Source organism: Planktothricoides sp. SR001, assembly GCF_001276715.1.
Classification (GTDB): domain Bacteria; phylum Cyanobacteriota; class Cyanobacteriia; order Cyanobacteriales; family Laspinemataceae; genus Planktothricoides; species Planktothricoides raciborskii.
Genome location: NZ_LIUQ01000023.1, coordinates 37,939 through 50,184, shown reverse-complemented (window position 1 = coordinate 50,184; position 12,246 = coordinate 37,939). Strand labels below are relative to the sequence as shown.

Below are 12,246 nucleotides of genomic sequence, written 5' to 3'. Positions count from 1 at the left end.
AAACCATTATTTTCCTAACAAAACATCATGCTAGAAAATCAAAAAATATTAATTATTGAAGATGACTTTATGATTCGGGAAGTCATCACCACCATGTTAGAATGTGAACAATTTGAAGTAATCGAAGCCGAAGAAGGCTATGATGGAATCACCTTAGCCAAACAATGTCTCCCGGATTTAATACTCTGTGACATTATGATGCCCAACCTCAGTGGCTATGATGTGTTAAAACGGCTAGGGGAAACCGAAAAAACAGCCACCATCCCATTTATTTTCATTTCGGCTAAAGCCCAGAAAAATGATGTCCGCTTCGGTATGGAACTCGGCGCCGATGATTATATCAGCAAACCTTTTACCAGGGATGAATTAGTATCCGCTGTAAAAACTCGGCTGAAAAAACAAGCATACCGACAACATTACTACGATCAAAGAATCGATCAAATAGAGGATAAACTGCATGAATTAGAAGAGAGATTAAATAAATTATTTTATGCTGATTCAGAACAGATTTTTACTCCCACCCAGGGGTGGCAAGGCCGGTTTGAACAAGTGATAATGACCGCTGACAAAATTATCACCATGACTGGCGAAATAACTCAAGCTTTAGAACGAGAAGAATTTCAGCTATACTATCAACCTCAAGTTGATATCCGCACTGGACAAATTATCGGATTAGAAGCATTGCTACGGTGGCAGCATCATAAAAAAGGCATGATTTATCCTGTTGAATTTATTCCCATAGCGGAAGCAAAAGGCTTAATTATACCCCTGGGGGACTGGGTACTCAAAACCGTATGTAAAGACGCCAAAAAATGGCATAACATGGGTTACTCTTTACGGCGAGTTGCCGCGAATATCTCAGCCAAACAATTGCAGCAATCAGATTTTGGTTCTAGACTACTAGAAATTATCGGGGATACCGGGTTGTCTCCTCAATATTTAGAACTAGAACTTACTGAAAGTATGGTTGTTCAAAACATAGAACTGGCAACCCAGATTTTTAAGCAAATTAAAAATATGGGTGTGCAAATTGGTATTGATGACTTTGGCACAGGATATTCATCGTTAAGCTATTTGAACAACTTTGATTTTGATACATTAAAAATAGATCGCTCTTTTTTGCACCAACTGGACAAGCATCCTAAAAAACAGGCGATGGTTCAGTTAATGATTGAACTGGGGCATACGTTAAATCTAAAAGTATTGGCAGAAGGAGTAGAAACCGAAGCCGAACTCAGTATTCTCAAAGAACTGCACTGTGATGAATTCCAAGGCTACCTGTTCAGTCCGCCTTTACCTGTATCAGAAATAGAGGCTTTACTTCAGGAGTACCAGAAACCGGGTTTCTGAGACAAACCCGGTTTCTTAAGGGTTTGCACGCCAGTTGCTCTACTTGGGGTTTCCCGAAGACCGCACAGGCTCCTGAATGAGGATTCATTCCTCAGAAAAATCTCAGCCTGGGTTAGATTTTTGGGTTAACCGTCTCAGACCAAACCATGTAAGATGACTATGAGCCAAAATATGAGCCAAAATATGAGCCAAAATATGAGCCAAAATATGAGCCAAAATATGAGCCAAACAAGCAAAATCTTGGTAATTGAAGATGAAGACCATATCCGAGAAATCATTGTAGAAATCCTCGATGCCGAGGATTTCGCAATAATAGAAGCCAACAATGGTCAAGTGGGGGTGAAACTGGCAGTAGCAGAACTGCCAGATTTAATTATTTGCGATGTGATGATGCCAGCATTGGATGGCTACGGGACGATCACCCGCTTAAGAAATGACCCAGTTACTCAACATATTCCGGTGATCTTTCTCACCGCCAAAGCCACCAAAGGAGATATGCGCCAAGGGATGAATTTGGGGGCGGATGATTATCTGACCAAACCCTTTACTCGCGATGAACTAATGGATGCGGTTAATGCTCGTTTAGCGCGAGTTGCCCAGCAAAATCAAAAACTGGCGGAAGTCTCGCAAAAACTGGAACAATTAGAACAGTTTGATAGTCTGACTGGCTTACCAAATCAGTTAGTTTTAGGGGATTATTTCCAGCAGGCACTCCAGCAAGGCCAAGTCGATAATAACAGCCCGCATAGCAGCCAACAAACCCTAATCCCATTTCTGCTTTTAGGTCTAGATCGCTTTACTCAGATTAATGATACGATTGGCTATGAAAATGGGGATTTAATCTTAAAAACTCTAGCTCAAAGATTGACAGATTTTATCCAGACCTTTGAAGCGGTGGGAGTCGTGCGTTTGCCCGGAGATGAATTTGCCCTAATCCTTGCTCCGGTCAGCCACGAGGATCAAGCATTGGTTCTGGCGGAAAACCTTTTAAAAATAATCGCCCAGCCATACAACGTGAACCATAAAATGATTCCGGTTACTGGTACGATTGGTATTTCCTTTTATCCCGAATCCAGCACTCTGGAGACCCTACGGCAACAAGCGAGTATGGCCATGAGTCAAGCAAAGAAAGAAGGGGGCAACCGTTGTAAAATTTATGTTCGGCCTTTGTTTGGGGTAGATACCCCTAAGGATTTGCAAATGGCGGGATATTTTCAAACCGCATGGCAGCGTAAAATGCTCAAAGTGTTTTACCAGCCCCGAATTAATATTAGAACGAGAAAAATTGTCGGAGCCGAGGCGGTAGTATATTGGCAGGATCCAACGGGAACTGTGGTTTCTCCAAGAAATATTGCGACCCTGGCAGATAAAACTGGACTGAGACAGGCGATCGCTGAATGGGTACTATCTGTCGCTTGCGAGCAAGCCAAACAGTGGCAACAATCTCGGAAAAAACTGCGAATGGCGGTGAATTTGCCCTTACAATTGTTCATGTCCCCGTCTTTGTTGGATACGATCGCCCAGCGGATCGAAGCCGTTTCATTAGACCCAAGCTATTTGGAATTAGAAATCTCGGCTGACATCATTACTCATGCCACTAATTTAAATCAGGTTGCCTCGAAATTATTAGGGCTGCAACGGATGGGAATTCAAACCACCATTACCGATTTTGGTTTAATCCATAGTTCGGGTCCTTTTGCCGATCTGGGATTATTAGCCTTAGATAATTTAAAGTTAGATAGTGGTTTGGTGCGTAATTTGCCGCAAAACGAACCGGCGATCTCTGCCTTGCTGCAAATTGCTCGCGGCATGAAATTAAAGCCGATCGCCAATGGCGTAGAAACCGAAGCTCAAATTAAAACCTTAAATAAACATAAATGTGATGAAATTCAACAAAACATTTCTTTGGCTCCCGCCGAATTATTAAAATTCTTTTGACTTACTGTCCTGACACTTTGCTATTGGTTATTAGTTCTTGTTGACTTACCCGAAAATCCTTTCTCCGGCAGCAGCATACTTTCTCTTTTACAAGACCAATAACCAATAATCAACAACTTTTACTTGGCAAACAATAGGCAAACAATAGCCAAACAATAAGCCAATATTAGACAAACAATAAGCCAATATAGCAATCCTACTCAATCAATGGAGAAATAAGCCCTCACCCCCAACCGACGGCTGCCCATGGGAGAGGGGAATCTGAAAAATTCACAAATCCTGCACGGATAGCTATATTAGACAAACAATAAGCCAATACAGCACTTGGCGATCTTATGAGGTACAATCAAGAGCAAGTGAAAAACAGATAATCGTGAAAGCTTATGAAATCCTATTCCGTTGACCTCCGATCAAAAATAGTAGAAGCGCACTTGAGCCAAAAAATATCCATCAGAAAACTAGCCCAAATATTTGCTGTTAGTAAAACTTTTGTGCAAAAAATAGTTAAGCAACAACGAACCGAAAGAAATGTGTTTCCCAAAAACCGGGGTAAACATCGATTCAGTCAGTTGATTTCCTCTGAATAAACAGTCCGATCCTTAATCGCTGAATATCTCCAGGCGACTTTGGCATAATTCTGTGAATTATGAGGACAAAAAACCGGCAAATGGGTGAGTGAGACCGCCGGAATGTCGTTACTTTAAAAAGCGCGGAATCACTCGTAAAAAAAACAAGTTACAGTAGTCAAGCTGAAACAGAAAGATTACAAAAATTAAGACTATTGGCAGCAAATTAAATATATTGAGGCTAAAAAATAGTATTTATAGATGAAAGCGGGATTATGCTAGGGTTAGATAGAACTCATCCCGGTAATCAATCGGGACAAGAGTCCGAAAAATTAAGCTCTTTTATCGAGGGTCAAAAGTCACGATTGTCGGATATATTACGCTGGAAAAATTCTTGGCTTTTATGAGAATATATAACTCAATGGATGGGTCGGTATTTGCTGTATGAAGATTTCAAAGTTTTTAATCCTTCAATTGTGGCGGGTATCCGTAGTCGTGATGGATAATTTATCCGCCCATAAAATGACCTTAATTGAACCGATGATTTCCAGGGTCTGTGCAAGAGTCATTTATTTATCTCCCTACTCTCCACATTTTAATCCCATTGAAATGTGGTGGTTACAACTTAAATCTTTTTTACGGAGCTTTACTCCCAAAAATCCAGCAATGATTGATCGACTCATATCAATTGCCCTAAATTTGATTAATCCTCAGCATTTAAATGGTTAACTCATTGTTGCTATTGTACTTCATAACATCGCCAAAAGCTGTATTAGATAAACAATAAATAATTATGACTAAAATTTTAGCGATTGAAGATGACAATCACGTCAGAGAAATTATTTGGGAAATTCTGGAAGCTGAAGACTTTCATGTCATCGAAGCTGAAAATGGCTTAATCGGCTTAGAAATGGCCATCCAAGAACAGCCAGACTTAGTTATCTGCGACGTAATGATGCCCGGAATGGATGGGTTGACCGTGTTGAAAAATTTAAGAGAAAACCCAGTCACCCAAACAGTTCCCTTTATCTTTCTCACCGCTAAAGTCACCAAATATGACATGAGGGAAGGCATGGATTTAGGTGCAGATGATTATCTCACCAAACCTTTTACTCGCGATGAGTTATTGGGATCCGTCAGTAGTAGACTGAAAAAATCTGCTGCCGCGCAACAACATTCTGAAGAAAAGTTAAATGAATTGCGGAATAATCTCACCCGAACATTACCCCATGAACTGCTGACGCCATTAAATGGAATTCTGGGTTTTACAAGTTTTCTGATTGACGAATATCAAGAAATGGAACCCACAGAAATTCGCCAAGTGCTGCAAGATGTTAAGTATTCTGGTGAACGACTATATCAGTTAATTCAAAATTTTTTACTGTATGCCCAACTAGAACTGGTGGGCAAAGACCCTGACAGATTAAAAGTATTTTTGCAGGGAGAAACCCTTTCCTCCCACCTAACAATTAATGCCGTCAGTTACGAGAAAGCAGTGTGGTTCAATCGAGTGGATGATTTACATTTAAAATTGGTAGATACTGAATTGTCTATCGATGAGCATTGGTTTAGTAAAATTGTCAGTGAACTGGTAGAAAATGCGTTTAAGTTTTCTGAAGCCGGACAACCCGTCAAGATTTCGAGTTTTCTAGAAGATGGACAATTTATCTTATCAGTGTGCGATCGCGGTCGGGGGATGACCCCAGAGCAAATTTCCGCCGTAGGAGCTTATGTTCAATTTGAACGAAAACTTTATGAACAGCAAGGATCCGGCTTAGGACTAGCAATTAGCCAGCGACTGACTCAATTAAATCAAGGACAGTTGAAAATTGAGAGTATTCCTGGGGAAGAAACCACCGTCACAGTAAGCTTCCCTTTGAGGTCTTGAACGAGCATCTGGACAAGAAACCAGGTTTATGACCCCAGGGACAAGAAACCTGGTTTCTATGAGATTTGTTGGTTGGTGGCAGAATTTTGCGTCAATTAACCGGTTTCTAACCTCTCCCGGTTTATGACCCCAAAGACAAGAAACCGGGTTTCTATGAGATTTGTTGGTTGGTGGCAGAATTTTGCGTCAATTAACCGGTTTCTAACCTCTCCGGGTTTCTCGCCTCTGAGTATTGAGATTACTTCACCGTTTCTAAGCCTCTGGTTTGGTTAGTTAAACGGCTGATAAATAACTGTAAAACAGTGCGCTTGCCAATCTTAATCTTAGCTTGTACCGCCATCCCCGAATGTAGACGAACTTGTAACCCATTATCGAGAATAAACTTATCACTATCCAGTTCAATCGTGGCGGGAAAGGCATAAAAATTCTGACCTTTTTGGGGATCTGGTTCCAACACATCTGAGCCAATGCTGGTTAAAATGCCATTGACTGTACCAAATTCTGTAGCGGGAAATGCTTCGACCATTACTTCAACAGGAACGCCTTTTTTCCCTTCCGTTTGATTTTTCCGTAAAGCATCTAAGACTAAAGCAATATCCTGGTTTTGAATCAGTACAGAGGCTTCTAATTTAGCATCACGAACTAATTTTAACAGGGGTTCAGTTTCTCTCACCACAAAACCCGGAGCATTCGGTTGTAAATCAAACACTTCACCGGCTACGGGAGCGCGTAATTCTTGATATTGCAATTCCAATTGCGCCCGGGCTAATTGACCGTCAATTTGGGAAATCCGTTTTTGATTTTCCAGGAGCGATTTGCTAAATTGCGAGTCAATATCAGAGATGCGTTTTTGATTGTCAGCGATTTTAGTTCTAATATCTTTTTGAGACACAAATTGGGTATTTTCCAACTGTTGTTCAGACCTTCCGATCGCCGCATCAAGTCGCTGCACCTCATTTTGCAGCCGAGTCAGTTCTGCTTCCCTAGTCACCACCTCTTCCCGACGCCTGTCCAGTTCCGCTTGTCTGGCCAAAATTTCATTTTGCCGGTTGAGTACCTCAGTTTCCAGGGCAGAAATTTCATTTTGCCGATTTAACAGTTCGGCTTCTAGGGCAGAAATTTCATTTTGCCGATTTAACAGTTCGGCTTCTAGGGCAGAAATTTCATTTTGACGGGAGAGCAGTTCCGCTTCCCGGTTGGAAACTTGGGCTTCCTGGTTTAAAACTTCTTGCTCCTGCCGTTGTTTTTGCAATTCCGACAAAGCTCCTTGATCGACTAAAGGCTCAATCCGGGAAAGAATATCCTCATTTAGCGCCAATGCTTGTTCGGCTGTTTCCAACTGGGCTTTGGCGGTAGGAATTTGGCGGCGAGCGGTTTCGACTCGCGCTTGGGCGGTGGGAATTTGACGACGAGCGATTTCGATTCGCGCTTGGGCGGTAGGAATTTGGCGACGAGCGGTTTCTAACCGAGATTGCACCGTAGGCAATTGTCGCTTTGCAGTTTCTAAACTCGCTTGGGCGGTAGTTTCTTGTTCCCTGGCAATGTTTAACTGATTTCTCACGCTGGGGATTTGTTGTTGCGTTTGACTCAGTTGAGCTTGGAGTTCTTGAACTTGGAACCCCGCCGCCGCCACACGAGTATCATATTCTGAACGGCTGGCTCTTAACAGTTGTTCTTGGTTGGCATCAAAAGCCCCACTCCCCCCTAAACTGGCAACGCCATTCGCCGATGCTTCCAAGAACTGATTTTCTGAGATCAAATCCGATCGCAGCTTCACCAGTGCTTGCAACTCGGCACTAGCGCCAGGCACCGGGTTGCCATTCATAGCCGCCTGGTAAAACTGATTTTCTCGCATCAGAGACTCTCGTAACTGCCGCAAGGACTCAACATCCGCTTCCGGGGCTGTCGGGTCAAAGGTAATCAACAAATCCCCTTGTTTGACTAAATCTCCACCTTTAACATGAATCTCGCGGACTACCCCCCCAGTCGGGGCTTTTACTTCCACACCGCCGCCTGCGGGTTCCAGTTTTCCGGCACTAGCAACTGACTGGTCGATTTCCGCCCAGGCAGCCCAAGCCACGCCAAAAACTGTCATGCCCATAATTGTCCAGACAAAAATACTCGACCAAAACGGGCGACGTTCTAAGATTACAGGTTGATCGAAAATTGGGGTAGATTTTATTGTGTCATTGGTCATAGGTCAATTTTTTGTTATTTGTTATTCGTTATTTGTTATTCGTTATTTGTTATTAGAGCGAACGAATAACCAATAACAAATAACCAGGGATTACATTTGTGATTCTTGCTGTTGATAGAGACAGTAGTAGAAGCCTTTGAGAGCCATTAATTCATCATGTTTGCCCTGTTCAACCACAGACCCCTGATCCATCATTAGGATAACATCTGCTTCTTTAACGGTTTGCAGGCGGTGGGTGATGAAAAAGACTGTCCGACCTTTGAAGGCTTTTCTTAAGTTGTCACAAACTTCTCTTTCGGAGCGATAATCCAGGGCACTGGTGGCTTCGTCCAAAATCAGCAGGTGAGGATTTTGCAATATTGTGCGGGCGATCGCAATCCGTTGTCGTTGACCCCCAGACAAAGATGAACCCCGTTCACCGACAATGGTGTTATAACCATTAGGCAAACTCATAATAAAATCGTGAGCCACCGCAGTTTTTGCCGCTGCCACCACTTCATCGGTGGTGGCATCGGGATTAGTTAGGGCAATATTGTCCTGTACCGAGCCATTAAACAGCAAAGTATCTTGAAGGACGACCCCAATTTGCCGCCGCAGAGAATACAACTCTACCTTAGCAATATCGTAACTATCAATAAAAATCCGTCCACTGGCCGGTTCATAAAGACGCTGCACCAGCTTCATCAAGGTACTTTTGCCGGAACCACTCTGACCGACAATTCCCACAAACTGACCCGCTTCAAAGTCCAGATTCACGTTGACCAAGTTTAATGGGCCATTTTTGGTAAAACGGAAAGAAATATCCTCAAATCTCACCGCCCCATGAATTTCTGGCAGAGGGATATTGTGGCGATCGGCTTCATCGGCTTCTGGGTGGGCTTCTAGAATATCTCGCAGTCGTTCCACGGACATGGCGGTTTCTTGGAAAGTCTGCCACACCTGGACAAATCGCAACAAAGATCCAGTCACGTTAGAGGCAATAATGCGGAAAGCGATCAACTCACCCAAGGTCATGTCGTTATTTAACACCAAGGTTGCCCCCACCCACAGCAGCAACAAACTAGAAAGCTTGTTCAAAAAGCCACTAATAGAACCAGCAGTGGTTTGGGTTTTCACCGTATCAAATCCCGCACTCACATACCGAGCATAGCGCTCGTACCAACTCCAGCGAGAACTTAACTCAATGGTTTGGGCTTTCACGGTTTGAATCCCTGATAGCACCTCCACCAAATAGGACTGAGCATCGGCATAACGCTCGGCGCGATAGCGCAATAAACGCTGCACCAGGGGAGAAACCAGCAGGATTAAGACGGTAAATAATGGCACCGTCACCAGAGCAACGGCGGTCATTAATAAGCTATAGGAAAGCATTACGGCGATATAAATCACCGAGAATACCGCATCGAGTACCACGGTTAAAGCGGTGCCGGTCATAAATTGGCGAATTCTTTCCAGTTCTCCCACCCGACCGGCGAGTTCGCCGACTCGTCGTTTGTCGAAATAATCTAACGGCAGTCGCAATAAATGATCGATGACCTGAGAACTGAGACTTAGGTCAATGCGGTTGGTGGTATCGACAAATAAGTAGGTGCGTAATCCGGTCAGCAAGCCTTCAAACAACGCCACCCCGACCATTAACACCCCCAAGACATTCAGGGTGTCTAAACTTCTTTGACCGATGACCTTATCAATAATGACCTGGGTCAGCAGTGGGTTAGCCAAACCCATCAACTGCACGAAAAATGAGGCCAAAAAGACTTGGAATAAGGTGCCTTTGTATTTGGCTAATTCTGGTAAAAACCACCAGAAGTTGAATTTTTCTTTGTTTTCCGTATCCAGTTTTTGCAATAGCAATACTTGGATTTGGCCGTTTTCAGCGTCACATTCTTCGGCAAATTTTTCGGGTTTTTTGCGGACGATGCCTTTTTCGGGAATGGCCATCACCAGTTCCCGCTGATTAATGTCAAATAACAGGGCAAAGCTATCTTTCCAGCGAATCATCGCTGGGGCTTTGAGTCTGCCGATTAAGTTGGGCGGAATGCCTACCAGTTGCGGATTCAAGCCCATGCTGGCGGCAACACCTCCACAAGCTTGCAGGGTTAAACGTCCGGTGGTGGCCAGTTGATCTTTGAGGACGCGGCGTAATAAATCTTTACGGATGCGGAGGCCGGATTGTTTGGCCAGCATTTCAAAGCAAGCTAAGGGCGCGTCAATTTTGCCACTGCCCCGGACAAAGGGATATTTCGGGCGCGGGGCGTTGGGGTCAAATTCCGGTTCCGGGGGTCGGTCTGGAGCGTAAGGAATTTCTACAGGGCGATCTACAGGAGCAAAAGCCCCTCCCGCTTGGTCTGTCACCTCTGAGTCGGTAATTTCCGCCACCTCTGGGGTTAAGGATTGGGAAATCAGCGCAAATGGCACGCCAATCAACCGAACCCCACCATTACTGGGGAGTTTTTTTTGCTGAGTGCGATCGCATAACAGTAGCTTACCGGCGTTAAAGTCTCCCAGGTTGCCTTGACTGACGAACCACAGGTATTCTGGATCGAGTTTGGCTAGATCCACATTGCCGTTGGGGAAATTCACTGCTGTGGCTTCTGGAGTCAGTTTGAGGGTTAAATCTTTTAAATTCGTGAGACTATCCGCTCGTCGCTGTAATTCCAGCGCCAGCAGTTCAAAGACTTCGGTTTCTGATATGTGGGTTTGAAAATAGTCCCTCACCGTTGAGTGAGATTTGACAAAATCTAAAAACTCATCTGCTGGTAGGGTGATGGCGATCGTGTCCGTAGAAGCGATGATGGTATCTGAGGCCACGCCGCGAATTAAGGAAACCCAGCCCAGGATTTCTCCTGAACTCACCAAACGCAAGCTGACCAGGGATTGTTTTCGTTGGTCGTAGGCTAACTGTCTTGCTTTGCCCTCGTAGATAATCACTATTTGAGTGGGCATTTTTTCCCGTTCAAAGACTGGTTGACCAGGGCGATAGCGTAATAGCTGGCATTTGGAAGCTAGGGTATTTAATTGATTCTGGTTGAGTCGCTCAAACGGCGTCGTTTGCGCTAGGAAGTCAGGAATTTGGGATTGTGAAATGGTTGTGGTCATGATCCGGAAGTAGCTGAGGGCTGGACAGACTGCAAGGAGATGACTTTTTGCACCTCTTCTTTGAGCCATGTTTCAAATAATTCATCGATTAACCGCCGACGCATGGCGTCGTCGAGTTGCGCTGGCATAAATTTTTCTAATCTAATAATTACAAACCATTCGGCGAGAACTTGCGGAGGCCAGAGTTGACCCGGTTGACTAATGGATAAGAGTTTACCAATCCGAGGATGAGGTTGACTGACCGGAACTGGGCCAAGTAATCCTCCGGTACGACTTTCCGGCCCTTTTGAGTATTCCCGAGCAAGGTCGGCAAATTTGGCTTCCCCTTCTTGAATCCGAAAATACAGTTCGTAGGCTAGTCCTTGGTCTTGAACCCGGATTAAGGAGTAGATTACTTGGTCAAGGAACATTTTCCGTTCCATAAAATAGGATTCAACTTTTGATGACCAAGTGGTTTGCTTAAATTTTTCTACTCGCACCGGATGGGTGGCTAAATCTTCCATTTCTGCGGGAGTTAGCCCTTGACTTTTTAGCCAAGCTTGTCTGGCTTCCGGTGATGTGAGTTTTTGCTGGACGGCCAGGTCTTCGATCGCCCTTATGCGTTCTTCTTCCGTCAGGGGGATATCGGCGATCGCTGTATCTAGCACTATGCCACGCAAAAATTGCGGCATCAATTGATACCGCTTTAACAACATGGGGATTTGCTCCCCCTGAATCACTCGATTGCCAACTTGGAACAGGTCAGTCATATCACTCCTATAATAACCTCACCAATGGTATTTGGTTTTGGCAGGTAGTCACTCCATATCCGTTAGACAGCTTGTCACTATCTTGAGATTTTATAACTTACGATATAAGTGAGACCATCTCTACTAGACTGAAAACCCAAAAACCGGGTTGCTTCAATAAATATTTGCTTTCTTACTTCAAGTTAACCCAGAAAACCGATTTCTGAAAACCCAGAAACCGGGTTGTGAAATCAATCTTTGCTTTCTTGCTTCAAGTTAACCCAGAAACCCGGTTTCTATTGCAAACGTCTGGAAAAATGAACTTTCAGAGGTTTGCCCGGTGAGCGATTCGAGTAGCAATTCGGAGCTTCGCTTCACGGGCTGATTAATTGGCTACAGACCCATAAGTGTTGCCTCTTTGCTCCGTCGTGTACATCAGTAGCGAAGAGGGTGCGAAATCGCGATCGGCGGCGGCTTCAG

At 44.1% G+C, this 12,246-nt stretch carries 8 protein-coding genes; 5 read left to right on the top strand and 3 right to left on the bottom strand.

Features of this window, described 5'->3' with window-relative positions:
• Positions 1–27 precede the first annotated feature (27 nt).
• From AM228_RS14990 to AM228_RS14970, 5 genes are all read left to right on the top strand, one after another.
• A complete protein-coding gene (locus tag AM228_RS14990) occupies positions 28–1,350 on the top strand; it encodes an EAL domain-containing response regulator (protein ID WP_054466911.1) in 1,323 nt (440 codons plus the stop codon).
• 159 nt (positions 1,351–1,509) lie between these two features.
• Complete coding sequence (locus tag AM228_RS14985) at positions 1,510–3,288, top strand: bifunctional diguanylate cyclase/phosphodiesterase (protein ID WP_231636806.1); 1,779 nt, start codon at positions 1,510–1,512, stop codon at positions 3,286–3,288.
• A gap of 383 nt (positions 3,289–3,671) precedes the next feature.
• Positions 3,672–3,875, top strand: coding sequence for a hypothetical protein (locus tag AM228_RS35280; protein WP_054466910.1), 204 nt, complete (start codon positions 3,672–3,674; stop codon positions 3,873–3,875).
• 501 nt (positions 3,876–4,376) lie between these two features.
• The gene (locus tag AM228_RS36805; protein WP_369817734.1) at positions 4,377–4,583 is read left to right on the top strand and encodes a transposase; all 207 of its coding nucleotides are present in this window, start codon (positions 4,377–4,379) and stop codon (positions 4,581–4,583) included.
• A 64-nt stretch (positions 4,584–4,647) separates the two neighbouring features.
• A complete protein-coding gene (locus AM228_RS14970) occupies positions 4,648–5,742 on the top strand; it encodes a response regulator (RefSeq protein WP_054466909.1) in 1,095 nt (364 codons plus the stop codon).
• Between the two features lie 238 nt (positions 5,743–5,980).
• On the opposite strand, the gene AM228_RS14965 is transcribed toward AM228_RS14970, so the two are convergent.
• The 3 genes from AM228_RS14965 to AM228_RS14955 all read right to left on the bottom strand — a co-directional run bounded on the left by AM228_RS14965 (position 5,981) and on the right by AM228_RS14955 (position 11,787).
• Complete coding sequence (locus AM228_RS14965; RefSeq protein WP_054466908.1) at positions 5,981–7,939, bottom strand: HlyD family efflux transporter periplasmic adaptor subunit; 1,959 nt, start codon at positions 7,937–7,939, stop codon at positions 5,981–5,983.
• A 90-nt stretch (positions 7,940–8,029) separates the two neighbouring features.
• A complete protein-coding gene (locus tag AM228_RS14960) occupies positions 8,030–11,038 on the bottom strand; it encodes a type I secretion system permease/ATPase (RefSeq protein WP_199317403.1) in 3,009 nt (1,002 codons plus the stop codon).
• Positions 11,035–11,787 (bottom strand): peptidylprolyl isomerase, encoded by a 753-nt coding sequence (locus AM228_RS14955; RefSeq protein ID WP_054466907.1) that lies wholly within the window; start codon positions 11,785–11,787, stop codon positions 11,035–11,037. Before AM228_RS14955 ends, AM228_RS14960 begins: the two co-directional genes overlap by 4 nt.
• Between the last annotated feature and the right edge of the window lie 459 nt (positions 11,788–12,246).

Bases quoted from the DNA above. Each gene is read 5' to 3' on its own strand.
- AM228_RS35280 (WP_054466910.1), top strand. From the start codon at position 3,672: ATGAAATCCTATTCCGTTGACCTCCGATCAAAAATAGTAGAAGCGCAC.
- AM228_RS14990 (WP_054466911.1), top strand. From the start codon at position 28: ATGCTAGAAAATCAAAAAATATTAATTATTGAAGATGACTTTATGATT.
- AM228_RS36805 (WP_369817734.1), top strand. From the start codon at position 4,377: ATGACCTTAATTGAACCGATGATTTCCAGGGTCTGTGCAAGAGTCATT.
- AM228_RS14955 (WP_054466907.1), bottom strand. From the start codon at position 11,787: ATGACTGACCTGTTCCAAGTTGGCAATCGAGTGATTCAGGGGGAGCAA.
- AM228_RS14970 (WP_054466909.1), top strand. From the start codon at position 4,648: ATGACTAAAATTTTAGCGATTGAAGATGACAATCACGTCAGAGAAATT.
- AM228_RS14960 (WP_199317403.1), bottom strand. From the start codon at position 11,038: ATGACCACAACCATTTCACAATCCCAAATTCCTGACTTCCTAGCGCAA.
- AM228_RS14985 (WP_231636806.1), top strand. From the start codon at position 1,510: ATGAGCCAAAATATGAGCCAAAATATGAGCCAAAATATGAGCCAAAAT.
- AM228_RS14965 (WP_054466908.1), bottom strand. From the start codon at position 7,939: ATGACCAATGACACAATAAAATCTACCCCAATTTTCGATCAACCTGTA.